Source organism: Corynebacterium gottingense, assembly GCF_002285125.1.
Classification (GTDB): Bacteria; Actinomycetota; Actinomycetes; order Mycobacteriales; family Mycobacteriaceae; genus Corynebacterium; species Corynebacterium gottingense.
Map to the genome: position 1 here is coordinate 16,122 of NZ_NSGN01000004.1, position 13,247 is coordinate 29,368.

Here is a 13,247-nt window from a genome sequence, read left to right on the forward strand (position 1 = left end):
TTTAGGTTGTTGAGAAGACACAATTCCTCGCAGCCGGGTCTAGTTCTAGGTACTCCTACTCAAAATACCGTATCCGGCATAACAACGTTGCCTTGGCGTGCCCCACAAGTAAGGTGGGGGCCATGTATCAATTCGTTGTCGGAGCAGCCGCCGGGTACGTATTCGGCACGAAGGCCGGCCGCAAGCGCTACCACCAGATTGTCAACGCCACCCAGGCAGCGGTGAACTCGCCAGTAACCAAGCAGGTGGTGGAGTCCACCCGTAAGGCCATCGCGAACAAGATTGACCCCGAGCCGCGCATGCGCGAGGTCAAGGACCTGCGCAAGGGTCGCAGGCTGCGGGGGAAGAAGAACCCGGAGCTCGAGGACCAGATCCTCGAGCCGGACGAGGACTAGCTTGCGCTAGTCGGCCAGTAGGCCGGACACGATGCCGTCGAGAATGTCCTTTTCGCTGATGATGAAGGAGGAGGCGTCGGCCTTGCCGGCAAATGCATCCATCATCTCCTCTACGACGGTGGAGCCGGAGCCGATGACGTCGGCGCGGCCGGGGTGCATCGGGCCGTACTCGAGGCGCTGCGACGAGGTGCGAGCACGCAGGTCCGCGGTGACCTCCCGCATACGCTCGAAGGGGATCTCCGACATATGGATGCGCGCGGGGTCGTAGGAGTCGAGGTCCTGGGCGAGTGCAGAAAGCGTCGTAAAGGTGCCCGCACAGCCCACGAACGTGCGGGCCTGGGCGAAGGGGACGACCTCGGCGGCCTCGGCGATGCGATCGCGGATGTAGGCGCGCGCGGACTCGGTTTCTTTGGCGGTCGGCGGGTCTGTGCGCATGAAGCGCTCGGTGATGCGGACACACCCCATTTGGGTGGAGCGCGCGCCCTGGTCCATGACGAACTCGGTGGAACCGCCGCCGAGGTCGATGACGCAGAAGGGCCCGCGGGCGGGGTCGATGTCCGCCGTGGCGCCGCGGAACGACAGGCGCGCTTCCTCGTCGCCGGAAATGACTTCAGCCTGCGCACCCGGCTGAATCTGGCCGAGGAGTTCGCGGCTCATGGCGAAGAAGTCCTCGCGGTTCGAGGCGTCGCGGGTGGCGGAGGTGGCGACCATGCGGACGCGCTGCACGCCCTCGGCGCGCATGCGCTCGGTGTAGCCGGCAAGCGCCTGGCGGGTGCGCTCGATGGCCTCCGGGTTGAAACGACCGGTTTCGTCCACACCCTGGCCGAGGCGAACGATGGTGTTCTCGCGGGTGACCTCGGTAAGCGTGCCGTCGTCGTCGCGGCGCGTGATGAGGAGGCGGATGGAGTTGGTGCCACAGTCGACCGCGGCGACGGTCATCGGTGCCTGCTGTGGGGTGGTCATGCGAGCCCCTCCCCTGCCTCGTCGAGGGTGATGCCCAGGTCTTCGAGCGTGGGCCAATCCGCGGGGACCGCGGAGCCGCGAAGGTTGCCGTGCTCTGCGGCGAGGGCGACGGCCTCGTCGCCGAAGCGGACGCGGCCTGGGCCCTCCGCAAGCGCGTAGGCGATGAGCACGTGGAGGCACTTGATGCGCTCCGGCATGCCGCCGCCGGAGAAGTCCGTGCCCAGGTCCTCGATGGCGTTGCGCTCGGCGAGGTAGTGCTCGTGCGCGGCGAGGTAGTCCTTGCGCAGCGCCTCGCCGTTGCCGGACTCCTCGTTTAGGCGGGACTCCATCCACTTCATCACCTGGGCGACCTCGAGCCGGGACGCTTCGGCGGTCAGGCGTGGGTCTGTGAGGTAGTAGAGGGTTGGGAAGGGCGTGCCGTCGTCAAGCTTTGGCGCGGTCTTGAGCACAGCTGGCTGGGCGTCGGGCGTGCGGTAGGCGATGGCGAGGACGCCGCGGGGCGCGCGGCCGAGCTGCTCGGCGACGGTGGCGAGGTCGTCCTGCGTGGGGGTTTCGTGTTGCATGGGGCTATTGTCGCATAGCGTGCGCACGGGGCACTGGGCGCGGCGGGTAGGTTGGATGCAGTTGTCTGGCCACGATTGGAGGAACCGTGCATCCTGAGCGCGACTACTCGCGGTACGCGGGCGACGTGTACGCGTACGGGAGCCTCGACGAGTTTGCGGCGAGGAACGTGCCGAGCGGGATCCATGCCATCAGCTACGGCGCTGGGGCGTTGGAGGTGCGGCTGGTGCGACGCTCGAGCAACGCGCTCGTGGTGGCGTTCCACGCAGCGGTTGACCTGTCTTCTGCCACGCTTCCAGTGTTTACGGGCCAGAAGGTGACGCAGGATCTCGACGCCTCCGTGCTGTTCGTATCAGACCCGTCGCTGGAATTGGGGCTGTCCATCGGCTGGTTCGCGGGAGACCGGGAGCGGCCACTCCAACGAGATCTGGTGCGCGTGATTGAGCACGTGGTGGAGGAGCTTGGTGCCGAGGTGGTCGTGTGCCAGGGATCCTCAGCCGGCGGGTTTGCGGCGCTGTACTACTCGCTGCAGTTGCCGGGGTCGCTGGCAGTGGCGATGAACCCGCAGACGGACATTATGAAGTACAACCGGCAGCGGGTGCGCGAATACGTGGACACGTGCTGGCCGGGAGGCGCGGATGATGTGACCACAGACTTGGTTGCGGCGTATTCGGCAGCGATGCCAAACAAGGTGCTCTACTTGCAAAATCGTGACGACGCGTTCCACATTCGGAACCACTACCGCCCGTGGGCCGATGCATTGAGCGACAGGTACGGCGTGGACTGGTGCGCAATGCCGGGCGACTGGGGCGACGGGCACGCGGCACCGCCCTCGTTTGTGCAGTCAGCCGTGCTGGAGTACGCCTTGTCGTTCGGCGGGGACTGGGCCGCGCTCATGTGCGACGACGAATTCCGGCTCGGGCTGCGGCTTCTCGGCGAATCGGGTTAGTGCTGCGCCGGGTCCGGGTTCGGGGCGTCGGCGGGCGGTTCGGCGTTCTACGGTGCTTCTGGTGCCTGGTGCGCGGATTGCTCAGGTAGTTCTGCGGGATCGGGCGCTGGTTTATCCGGTCCCGGGAGCTCGCGGAGTGAATCCCGCAAGGTGGGGTAAACACCGAGGACGAGTCAAGTCGTATCCAGCGGATAAAGTGTCACACCTTGATCCGGCGGACCCTCAAAAATTCGAGAAGCGTCACACACTCCACCTGGAATGCATCTGCCGCATCCGGAATCTTAATTTTGCTCACTGAATTAGGAGCTGGCTTCTCATTGGACACGATTGTGTACCCGTAACGTGCGCCCGAAGCCACGAGCCACGAGTCAGCCGCGTTAAGGAAGGTCGTTGCAGCCGAATGATTGTACGTCGGGTGATTGTCGGCCCACTCCGTGACCTCGCGATAGGCATTGATTTCGTCGCCATCTGGGTGAAGAATTTGCTTTGGTTGATCCACGTTCTTCAAGTACCAATTCAATCGCGGGTGACTCCACTTTTTCAGCTCCGTGTCGACACTACTGTGGAAAAACACATCACCAGTGAAAAGCGTACGTTCAAGCTCGCGCCAAAATGTTGGGAAGACATCCTCCGGATAAAGGGTTTCAGCAGTGCCCAGGAAGTTCGTATCAACCAAAAACACTGGTTATACAACCTCCTGGGTCGCCCAAGCGCTATTCTGAATCAATTTTCTAAGCGACTCGTACGAGGCAGCTCCAAGGTACCGTGCGGCATCTCTCTCGTCTATCTCTCCTGACTGGGCCGCCAGGGTAACCGTCTCATAAAACCGTCCGCCCACGCGAGACCGCACCAGAATATGGAACGCTGGACCACCCGTACTGCTAACTTTAGGGGTTTTCGCCTCTGTATTTGCGCGGACAAGTGCCAGTACCTTGCTGGCCGCTTCAGCATCGATGAGGCCGATCTCCCGTAACCTCCAAAGCACCGCCTCGCGGCTCATGCCAAACTCAGCTGCCAGCGATGCAATGTTCTCTAGGAGAGGTTTTCCCTTGACGTACCGTGACTTCACTGACACCTCGGGAGCGAGAAATGCTGATGCAAACGAGTTACACCAACGCTCGACTTTGTGGTGCTCACTATGATTTGAAATACCGGCCTTCCCCAAAGCCACGTGTGCCAGTTCGTGGGCAAGACTAAACAGCTGGGCTGTCTTTGCATCTCGAGTATTAATGAACACCAGACAGTAAGTACCACTGATCAAGGTAAACCCCCGAAATTCATCAACGTCGAGGGGACGGCTCGTGGAGTTTCCGACAACGGAGTTCCGAGACACAAGCATTCCGGCATCCTCCATTTGGGTCACCAGGGCCCCGACCTTGTCTCGCCCTGGGATTGGGGAATCCGCGTCGAACCCCAGGGCAAGCCTGGTCCGATGCGCGGCTGCGCTCGGAGTGAGTTCCTCCTGAACGAGTCGGAGAATTTGAGGACCAGGAATCCCCACCTCTGCGGCGTACTCCGCGTACCAAGCCAAACGACCCTCAGCTAAGTGAATCACCTCCTGGAGGTCAGGGCTCATCCCACCGAGTCGCTGATTTCCTACGGTACGAAAGTCTGGGACATCAGTCCTTTCGCCCGTAGGTTCATCAAGAAGGAGGCGGCCAAACGGGATGTGAGCTTTCTCCGCCAGGGACTTCGCCTGCTTAAACGTGGGGGCAACGTCGCCTTTGCGCCAATCGTTGAGTTTAGGAAACTCCTCGAGGAGCTTTTCTTCATTTAGGCCTGTACGTTGCAGTGCCCAGTCCAGAACATCTTTGTTAATTTCAATGCGCAGAGTCCCCATTATTGCCCTCCCTTCAATCTCGCTTTGGCACGTTAGTGGTCACAGCTGGACGTAGTTTTGGCTGTCTCACATGATTAAATTCAAACAAGAGCCAGAATATTCCAGTTCGACCACGGTTTTCAATACCTATATCCGGTCGCTCTTCAAAATGAAGAGTGGCATCTGCAAGCCACTATTCGAAAGGCCTGCAGTCTAAGCCGCGTTTATTCAGCAGGCGCTTCGAGCTCATCAGGCGCCTCCGCTGCCGGGGGCTCCACGGACTCCGGGGGCTCCGCGGACTCGGGGGCTTCCGGGAGCTCGCGGAGCGAATCCCACATGACGGCGGGCCAGGAGCGCTCGTCGGGAAGCTCATCGGTGGTGATGGAGGGGCTGTGGGACATGCGCGGGTCGATGATGCGCCAGGCGGACTCCCCCTCCGCCATCACGCCCAGGCGGCGGCGTGTCTCCTGCTCCACGTAGGCGGGGTCGTCGTACTTCGCGATGTCCTCTTCCAACTGCGCTTTCCGGCGCTCCAGCTGCTCGATGGAGGACTGCGCACGGGCGATCTCGGCGCGACCCTCGTAGTAGTTGCGCAGCGGGACCGCGATGGCGATAAGGACCGCGATCACGAGCGCGATGAGGATGGCCATGCTGGTGATGTCCTGCTGGAACAGCGCGGGCAGGCGGCGCTTCTTCACGCCAGCGGCGGCCTCTTCGGCGCGGCGGCGCTGCTCGCGCTCGCGCGAAGCCACCGGCACCCTTCGGGGTGCTTTGTTGCGCCCGCGTCTCCGGCCGGGCTCCTGCGTTACGCGTGAGGACATAGTGATTGGAAGTGTAGCCCTCCGGGCCGGGCGCGTGTGAAGGCGCGCGGGCGACTACGGCAGCTGGATGCCGTACTGGGAGAGGTCGATTCCCAGCCGCGGCGCGAGCGCCACACCGGCTCCCAGGGCGGCGAGGACGCCCAGGACCACTGCGACGGCCGTGTCCGCGGTAGTGCTGCCATCGGTACCGGTGCCTGCGGCAGGTATCGCCGGGGCATCCTTCTCCGCCGGCTTGTCCGCTTGTGCCTTGGCCAGCGCGACGGTGGCGCGCCGCAGCTCCTCCCGCGCGTCCTCCACGGCCTGTGTGCGCACGGAGAGTTCGACGCGTTCGGTTTCGGCGTCGATGTTAGCGTCGTTGACTGCGTCGGTGGCGTCGGCAAGCGCTTGCTCGTCAGCGGCGTCCGCATCGAGCGCCTCGAGCTTGCGCTTTGCGACGTTGCGCGCCTCCACCTTCTGACCCAGCGTCACCTGCGCGGCGTCAACCTTGGCCTGCTGCGCCTCAACCGCCTGCTTCGCCTCCGCGAGCGCGGCCTTCGCGTCGGTCACGGCCTGCTCGGCGGCGGCGAGTTGGGTGGCGTGGGCGGATGCAGCGGCATCAGGTGCGAGCGCCAGCATGACGGAGCCGGCCGTGGCGACGGCGAGGGCGCGCGCGGAGCGGGAAGACACGGGGTGGCCTTTCTACGAGCATGAGGATGACACGCACAAGCCTAAGCGCCCGCCCACAGTTTGTCCCAAGGCGGGCGGGTACTGCGCCCCTCCCCTAGTGTCAGGGCAGCTGGATACCGAACTGGGAGAGGTCGATACCCAGTTGCGGGGCGAACGCGATCCCCGCGGCGAGGATTGCCAGCAGGCTGGCGACGACCGCGATGGCGGTCCCAGCCGTGCTGCTGCCCCCGGGCTCCGCGGGTGCATGGGCCGCGGTGGTGGCCGCCTCGGCCGGCGTGGCCGCGGTGGTGATCGTCTCGGCCGGCGTCGCTGCCGTAGTCGTCTCGGCCGCCGTGGTCGTCTCGGCCGGCGTGGCCGCCGTGATGGTTGTCTCGGCCGGTGTCACGTCCTCCGACGTTGGTGCAGGAGCCGGAGCGGGAGCCGGTGGCTGCGGTTCCCGGGCGCGCACCTGTGCGAGGGCAGCGCGGGCGGATTCGACGGCGTCGCGCACAGGGCCTTGTGCCTCCGAGAGCTCGGCGGCTGCTGCGCGTTCCGCTTCGAGGGTGGACTTGGCGTGGTCGAGGGTGACGGTGGCGTCGGCAAGCGACTGCTCATACGGCTCGCGCGGGATTGCGCGCTTGCGCTCCAGCGCTGTGGATGCGGAGGTCAAGCGGGAATTCGTGCTGACGACGTCGACGTTTGCGTCCACCTCCGCCTTTTCAGCCTTCTCCCGTGCCGCGGTGGCGTCCTCGTGCGCGGCCTTGGCCTCGTCGAACTGGCCGGTGAGGCGGTCCAGCTCCGCGGAAGCCGCAGCCGCCTCTTCCGCGGCCTGGGTGGAGCGATGCTCCAGCGCGATGTACTGCTGGGTGAAGGACTCGATTGCCTCGGTAAGGTCAACCGGTTCAACTGACGGATCCAGTCCTGCATCGGTGTACTCGGACTTGTCCAAGCCGTCGAGGATTAGATCGCCGTAATCTCGTTCGTCGCCGGGGTTGAATTCTGGGTTGGCCAGGGATTCTGCTCGCATGAAGTCGGTCGCGCCCGCGGGGAGGTAGAACGGCTCGCCGCTTTCCAACGCCTTGCGGGTCATCTCGTCGAGGCCGTAGCTACCAGTATCAGTGCGCGCGTCTTCGATGAAGAACATCGTTGTGCCAAAAATTCCGCCTTTGCTGTCGGTCGCGATGCCCACGCCCATGCGCTGCACATGCGGTGCGAGCATGTTCCGGTTGTGCCCAGGTGAGTGGCGCCACCTGTCAAAGAACATGTACGGGACCGACTCCCAAGTCTGGCGCGTCCACGCGTCGACCTCTTTGCCACGGCCCGAGTTGTAATCAAAGATGATGTTCTCTCCGGAATGGCCCCACCCGTCCATATCCGAGTGGCGGAACGCGGCGTCGAGGTCGCCGGACTCGTCGTAGTCACGCGCCATCACTTCGGACCAGGCCTCGGCTTGCTCGGTAAAGACGGGGTGCACCGTCAGCGGGTGGAGGCCGTGGGCCTCGCGGTACTCATTGATCATTTCCTCGATGGACTGGGAGGCAAGGCGCTTCCAGTCCTGGACGGAGTAATCCGAACCGGAGATGTCGCGGCGTTCAAGGTCGTCGAGCTCCGCGCCGACGGAGTACAGCTGATCATCCGCCTCGTCGCTCGTGCGCTCGAGCTCCGCGACAACGTCCGCCTGCGCATCGCGCCGCAGTTCCGCTTCGCCGAGGCGCTTTGCCGCCTCAGCTTCCGCGGCCGCGGCGTCCTGGGCAGACTGGGCGGCTGCCGACGCGGCGGCCTCCGCAGCAGCGAGCGCGTCCTTCGCCTGCTGGACGTCCCGCTCCAGCGCGGTCACGTCGAGGTCGGCTAGGTCGGCCTTCGCCTGCTCGTACTGTGTCGTGGCGGCGTCCAGGTCCGCCTGCGCAGCGTCGGCCTTTGCCTGCTGCGCCTCAGCGTCCGACTCCGCGGCGGTGCGCGCCTCCTCGGCGTCCGCCACGGCCTGCTCGGCGTCGGCGAGTTCCTGCTTCCAGGTGGCCAGGTCAGCCTGGTACTGGTTTGCAGGATCAGCGGTGGTGGCGATCGTAGCGCTGGCGGTGTCGGAGACAGCGGCGAGCGCCGCCGGCGCCTGGACGAGGGCAAGGGAAAGTGAGATCGCCGCAGCAACGGCGACGAAAGTACGGGAATACACGGGAACGGCCTTTCTCGGCACGGGAAGTCGCAGACACAACCCTATCCGCCCGTACACAGAAAGCCCCAAGCATTACCCAAGAAAATTGGAAGAATATGCGCGCACGCGAAACCCCCTTGCTGCCCGCGTTGGGCGGGGTGCAAGGGGGCGTCGAAAAGCGCTTACTTCTTAAAGCGCGGGAACGCGGAGCGGCCGGCGTACACGGCGGCGTCGTCAAGCTCCTGCTCGATGCGCAGCAGCTGGTTGTACTTGGCAACGCGCTCGGAACGGGCCGGGGCACCGGTCTTGATCTGGCCGCAGCCCAGGGCGACGGCGAGGTCCGCGATGGTGGTGTCCTCGGTCTCGCCGGAGCGGTGGGACATCATGGTGCGGTAGCCGTTGCGGTGAGCCAGGTCGACTGCGTCGAAGGTCTCGGTGAGGGTACCGATCTGGTTAACCTTCACCAGCAGGGCGTTCGCAGCCTTCTCCTCGATGCCGCGCGCCAGGCGGTCCGGGTTGGTGACGAAGAAGTCGTCGCCGACGATCTGGACCTTGTCGCCGATCGCGGCGGTGAGCTTGGTGTAGCCCTCCCAGTCGTCCTCCTGCAGCGGATCCTCGATGGAGACGATCGGGTACTGCTCAATGAGCTCCTCGTAGACCTTCGCCATCTCCTCGGCGGAGTGCTCGCCGCCCTCGAACTTGTACACGCCGTCCTCGAAGAACTCGGAGGACGCGACGTCGAGCGCCAGGGCTATGTCCTCGCCCGGCTTCAGGCCGGCCTTCTCAATGGCCTCGACGATGAGGTCGAGCGCAGCCTTGGTGGAGTCGACGGACGGGGCGAAGCCGCCCTCGTCGCCCAGGCCGGTGGACAGGCCCTTGGCCTTGATCACGGACTTCAGCGCGTGGTAGACCTCGGCGCCCATGCGCAGCGCCTCGGCGAAGGACTCGGCGCCGATCGGGGCGATCATGAACTCCTGGACGTCCACGCCGGAGTCAGCGTGAGCGCCGCCGTTAACGATGTTCATCATCGGGACCGGCAGGATATGCGCGTTCGGGCCGCCGATGTAGCGGTACAGCGGCAGGCCGGCGGACTCCGCAGCGGCCTTCGCGGCGGCGATGGACACACCCAGGATGGCGTTGGCGCCCAGGCGGGACTTGTTGTCGGTGCCGTCCAGGTCAATCATGGCCTTATCAATCAGGCGCTGGTCATCAGCATCGATGCCGGCCACAGCGTCAGCGATCTCCTCGTTGACGTTCTCCACGGCCTTCTGCACGCCCTTGCCGTTGTAACGGTCGCCGCCGTCACGCAGCTCGTGGGCCTCGTGCACACCAGTGGACGCGCCGGAGGGAACGCCAGCGACGCCGCTGGACATATCGTCGAGCAGCACCTCTGCCTCGACGGTGGGGTTGCCGCGGGAATCAAGAATCTCGCGGGCGAAGGCGTGGATAATGATAGCCATTGGGGCTCAACTCCTTGAGAGTGGACATTGAAGTTTCCGCCTCCCAATTCTTCCAGAGTTTTGCCGAGAATGCTCGCCCCGACGGGGAATCGGTAGCCCCGTTTGTGTTTGGATACGCCCGGTCGTGTGGTGTTAGCGGGGCGCCGACTGGTTCAGCGCGTAGTTCGCCGCCGCGTTGCGCACCTTACGCACGTACTCGTTGGACTGGTTGTAGGCGTGCACCGCGTCGTACCATCCGTCCTCCGTGTCCAGGTCGCGCCCGTTCGCGCACAGGAGGTTGGCGGTGCCGAGGGCGGCGTCGTCAATCTGCTGCGGATCCGGGTAGCCGTCGCCGTTCGCGTCGCGCCCGTAGCGCTGCCACGACTCCGGGATAAACTGCATGGGCCCGAGCGCGCGGTCAAACGTCGTGTCGCCATCGAACTCGCCGCCGTCCGTGTCGTGGACCACCGCGAAGGATTCGCTGCCGTCAAGCTGGGGGCCGATTATCGACGGCACCGCCACCCCATCCTCACCCAACCGGGCAGAATCAAACGTGTGCCCCGTATACGTGCCGTGACGCGTCTCCACCCAGCCGATGCCGGCGAGCGTATTCCAGTTCAGGTGGCAGGCCGGCCACGCCTCCGCCGCGATAAGGGCCGCGTTGCCGTAGGCGCGCACCGCCTGCGCGTCGACGCCCGTCTGCTCCGCGATCGGGGCGGCCCACTCGGCGAGCTGGTCGGAGGTGCGGCCGGGGGCGTGGACGTTGATGAGCGGGGGCGCCTCGGCGGCCGCCGGGGGGATCGTGTCGGGGACCGGGGTGCGGGTCTGGCGCGGGATCGGCTGCCCCAGGAACGAGAGGACCCACGCCACCACGGAGATGGCCAGCACGACGGCGAGCGTCATGACGAGGAGGCCGACGCAGCCGCAGCCACGGGCGGCGCGACGGGCGTGAGTCGAATTTGCCATAGCTGCCGAGCATACCGGCCCCGCGGTGCCAGACAGGAACGGGCAGGCCGTGAGTCACACGAGTCACACGCGTCACTTGCGTAACGTGTAGGCTGTTGCGCGGACGGCCGAACGGCCCACGCCACGTACCCGAAAATTCTTGCTTCCCGGAAGGAACCCCCATGACCGCAATCGCTGCCCTGCGCCGCACCGCCCTCGCCGCCGCGGGCGTGCTCGTCGCCACGTCGCTCATCTCCCCCGCCACCGCCGGCGCCGACACCAACTACGTCGAGCTGGTCCGCGTCCTCAACGGCAACGTCAAGACGATGGACTGCAACGCCCTGCGCACCGTCGTCCGCGGCACCGGGCTTGCCGACGAAAACACCACCCGCTCCCAGTTCGTCGGCAACGTCAACAAGGCCGTCGGCGAGGACGCAGCCCTGCGCCTCGTCGCCGCCCCCACCGTGAACACGCTCGGCGACCGCGCCCTCGAGTGCGGCGTGGTCAAGCCGGACCAGGCCACCCCGCTCAACCAGGCCATCGCGATGAGCTCGCAGATGTCCTCGCAGGCCGGCCTGCCGGAGATCCGCAACTTGCTGCCCGCCGTCGCCGCGCAGTAACCGCGGCTAGTCCGCCTCGCGGGCTTTGCCCTCCGCCCAGAGGCGGTCCTGCGTCGCCTGATCCACGAGCCCCGTCGACCCGTCGAAGAAATACGGGGCCCGCGAGCGCATCTTCGCCACGAACGCCGCAGCGACGTCGCCGAAATCGAATGCGCCGCGCTCGTCGGCGATTTCGGCGTGGAAGAGGACTTGCAGGAGGACGTCGGCAAGCTCATGCTTCAACGCCTCATCACCCGCGCCCTGCTCGATCGCCTCCGCCAGCTCGGCTGATTCCTCGCGAAGAAACGGCAGCAGGCTCACGTGCGTCATCTGCCGCTCCCACTCGCCGCGGCGACGGGCGTCGCGCATGACGCGGCGGGCCTCCGCGATCGGGTCCTCAAGCGACGGCACGCGCACGACGTCCTCGCCGGCCGCGGCGCGCTCGCGCACCTCGGGGTCGGCGGGATCCGTCGTGACCAGCCACGGCTCGCCCACCGTCGACGGCGCGCTCAGCGACCACCGCACCGACACCGGCACCTCCGCGGTGAACGCCAGCGGCCCAACCAGCCGCTGCACCACGTCCACCGGCACCATCTGCGGCCACCGAGCATCAAGCACCAACACAGTCATACCGCGCATTGTAGCGGCCACCCGGACATGCAAGGATGGACGCATGACAATCGCAGAAGCGCTTCACGACGCCACCCCAACCCCCGAGGACGTCGCCGCAGACTCCTCGACCTTCTCCCCCATCCGCTGGAAAACCGGATGGCCGCACCACCTCCGCCGCGTCCCGCCGTTCCGCGACGACGCCACCGCGTCGCTGACCCGCCGCGACGTGTTCCTCTTCGCTCAGGACGTGGTCGACTCGGACTACAACCGCGACCAGATCATCGACTTCCTCGGCGCCGCCTTCGCGTTCGCGGCCGGCCAGTCGAACCAGGTCATGCAGCTGCAGCAGTTCTTGCGCAACAAGCACAAGGCCAACCAGCTGCTGCAGGCGATCCGCAACATCGGCGGTAAGTCCGCGGTGGACGCCTACGCGTCGCTCGTTGAAACCGGGCTGGCACCGAAGTTCGCGTCGCACGTGGCCTATTTCCTCGCCGGGCCGCAGGAGGCCGGCGACGAGAAGCCGGTGATCATCTGCTCCAAGCGCGCCGCCGGCGCCGGGCTGTCCAAGGACGCCGACTGGACCGCCGATGACTACGCCGAGTACCTCACGGCGCTTCGCGAGGCCCGCGACGCCCACGACTCCTCCCTGCCGCTCGACGCGGTGGAGTACGCGCTCCGCAAGCACGCCGACGCCTAACGCCCGCGCAACGCAGACGGCGCCCGTCCCCCAACGTTTCGGGGACGGGCGCCGTTTGTTGTATTGGGCGTTAGCTGCTCAGGCCGCTGATGCCGGTGAGGCCGAGGTTGCTGAACCTGTAGCCGAGCGCCAGGACGATGCCGACGACCGGCGCGAGCATCGCGACGGTCGGGTCCGTGGTGATGGTCTTCGGAAGTCCCTGGAACTCAGTGATCTTCTGGCCCTCGACCTCGCAGGACTGCATGCCGGCCTTCGCGTTGGAGAGACAGAGGATGCGGTCGCCTTCGAACTTGCCAAGGACGCGGACGCCGTTGGTGCCGTAGTCGAAGAAGCCGGGGGCGCCGAAGCGGATGACGTCGTAGCTGCGCCACGTGGTGGCGTAGCCGGGGTCAGACGGGAACTCCTCTTCGGGAACGTAGTAGCCGCCGGTCCAGTCTTTGCCTTCGAACGGCTCTTCTGCGGACGCGGGGGCGGCGTTGATGACGGAGGTTGCGGACAGGGTCAGGACTGCGGAGAGGGCGGCGACGCGGGCCGCGCGGTGCTGTGTGCTCATACTCATTTAATCTACGTGTATGCGGTGCGCGTTACAGCTGTTCGGAAGTTTTTTGGCACGCCAAAGCGGCGCCGCCTCACCGGCGCGCCTTGGTGTGAGC

15 protein-coding genes are annotated in these 13,247 nt (G+C 65.6%); 4 read left to right on the forward strand and 11 right to left on the reverse strand.

Annotated elements, in window-relative coordinates; genetic code table 11:
- Positions 1 to 122: 122 nt before the first annotated feature.
- Positions 123 to 395 (forward strand): hypothetical protein, encoded by a 273-nt coding sequence (locus tag CKJ82_RS04985; RefSeq protein WP_095537277.1) that lies wholly within the window; start codon positions 123 to 125, stop codon positions 393 to 395.
- Positions 396 to 401: 6 nt separating this feature from the next.
- On the opposite strand, the gene CKJ82_RS04990 is transcribed toward CKJ82_RS04985, so the two are convergent.
- On the reverse strand, positions 402 to 1,358 hold the full coding sequence (locus tag CKJ82_RS04990; protein ID WP_420838545.1) for a Ppx/GppA phosphatase family protein: 957 nt from the start codon (positions 1,356 to 1,358) through the stop codon (positions 402 to 404).
- On the reverse strand, positions 1,355 to 1,921 hold the full coding sequence (locus tag CKJ82_RS04995) for a DUF501 domain-containing protein (protein ID WP_095537278.1): 567 nt from the start codon (positions 1,919 to 1,921) through the stop codon (positions 1,355 to 1,357). Before CKJ82_RS04995 ends, CKJ82_RS04990 begins: the two co-directional genes overlap by 4 nt.
- An 86-nt stretch (positions 1,922 to 2,007) precedes the next feature.
- Here CKJ82_RS04995 and CKJ82_RS05000 point away from each other — a divergent pair, with 86 nt between their 5' ends.
- Positions 2,008 to 2,868, forward strand: coding sequence for a hypothetical protein (locus CKJ82_RS05000; protein ID WP_095537279.1), 861 nt, complete (start codon positions 2,008 to 2,010; stop codon positions 2,866 to 2,868).
- A 199-nt stretch (positions 2,869 to 3,067) separates the two neighbouring features.
- Here the strand turns inward: CKJ82_RS05000 and CKJ82_RS05005 are convergent, their stop codons facing one another.
- The 7 genes from CKJ82_RS05005 to CKJ82_RS05035 form a co-directional block, all read right to left on the reverse strand.
- Complete coding sequence (locus tag CKJ82_RS05005) at positions 3,068 to 3,550, reverse strand: DUF4411 family protein (protein ID WP_095537280.1); 483 nt, start codon at positions 3,548 to 3,550, stop codon at positions 3,068 to 3,070.
- 3 nt (positions 3,551 to 3,553) lie between these two features.
- Positions 3,554 to 4,708, reverse strand: a complete 1,155-nt coding sequence (locus CKJ82_RS05010; protein WP_095537281.1) for an ImmA/IrrE family metallo-endopeptidase — start codon at positions 4,706 to 4,708, stop codon at positions 3,554 to 3,556.
- A 203-nt stretch (positions 4,709 to 4,911) separates the two neighbouring features.
- Positions 4,912 to 5,508, reverse strand: coding sequence for an FtsB family cell division protein (locus CKJ82_RS05015; RefSeq protein ID WP_095537282.1), 597 nt, complete (start codon positions 5,506 to 5,508; stop codon positions 4,912 to 4,914).
- Between the two features lie 54 nt (positions 5,509 to 5,562).
- Complete coding sequence (locus CKJ82_RS05020) at positions 5,563 to 6,174, reverse strand: hypothetical protein (RefSeq protein ID WP_095537283.1); 612 nt, start codon at positions 6,172 to 6,174, stop codon at positions 5,563 to 5,565.
- A gap of 100 nt (positions 6,175 to 6,274) precedes the next feature.
- On the reverse strand, positions 6,275 to 8,323 hold the full coding sequence (locus CKJ82_RS05025) for a CAP domain-containing protein (protein WP_095537284.1): 2,049 nt from the start codon (positions 8,321 to 8,323) through the stop codon (positions 6,275 to 6,277).
- A 161-nt stretch (positions 8,324 to 8,484) separates the two neighbouring features.
- Entirely contained in the window at positions 8,485 to 9,762 is a 1,278-nt protein-coding gene (gene eno / locus CKJ82_RS05030; RefSeq protein WP_095537285.1) for a phosphopyruvate hydratase, read from the reverse strand.
- Positions 9,763 to 9,894: 132 nt separating this feature from the next.
- Positions 9,895 to 10,707, reverse strand: a complete 813-nt coding sequence (locus tag CKJ82_RS05035; RefSeq protein WP_240510692.1) for a lytic transglycosylase domain-containing protein — start codon at positions 10,705 to 10,707, stop codon at positions 9,895 to 9,897.
- Between the two features lie 161 nt (positions 10,708 to 10,868).
- Here CKJ82_RS05035 and CKJ82_RS05040 point away from each other — a divergent pair, with 161 nt between their 5' ends.
- On the forward strand, positions 10,869 to 11,306 hold the full coding sequence (locus CKJ82_RS05040) for a hypothetical protein (RefSeq protein ID WP_240510693.1): 438 nt from the start codon (positions 10,869 to 10,871) through the stop codon (positions 11,304 to 11,306).
- A 6-nt stretch (positions 11,307 to 11,312) separates the two neighbouring features.
- On the opposite strand, the gene CKJ82_RS05045 is transcribed toward CKJ82_RS05040, so the two are convergent.
- Positions 11,313 to 11,915, reverse strand: a complete 603-nt coding sequence (locus CKJ82_RS05045; RefSeq protein ID WP_095537287.1) for a MazG nucleotide pyrophosphohydrolase domain-containing protein — start codon at positions 11,913 to 11,915, stop codon at positions 11,313 to 11,315.
- A 43-nt stretch (positions 11,916 to 11,958) separates the two neighbouring features.
- Here CKJ82_RS05045 and CKJ82_RS05050 point away from each other — a divergent pair, with 43 nt between their 5' ends.
- On the forward strand, positions 11,959 to 12,594 hold the full coding sequence (locus CKJ82_RS05050) for an 8-oxoguanine DNA glycosylase OGG fold protein (RefSeq protein WP_095537288.1): 636 nt from the start codon (positions 11,959 to 11,961) through the stop codon (positions 12,592 to 12,594).
- Between the two features lie 70 nt (positions 12,595 to 12,664).
- Here the strand turns inward: CKJ82_RS05050 and CKJ82_RS05055 are convergent, their stop codons facing one another.
- Positions 12,665 to 13,147 (reverse strand): hypothetical protein, encoded by a 483-nt coding sequence (locus CKJ82_RS05055; protein ID WP_095537289.1) that lies wholly within the window; start codon positions 13,145 to 13,147, stop codon positions 12,665 to 12,667.
- Between the last annotated feature and the right edge of the window lie 100 nt (positions 13,148 to 13,247).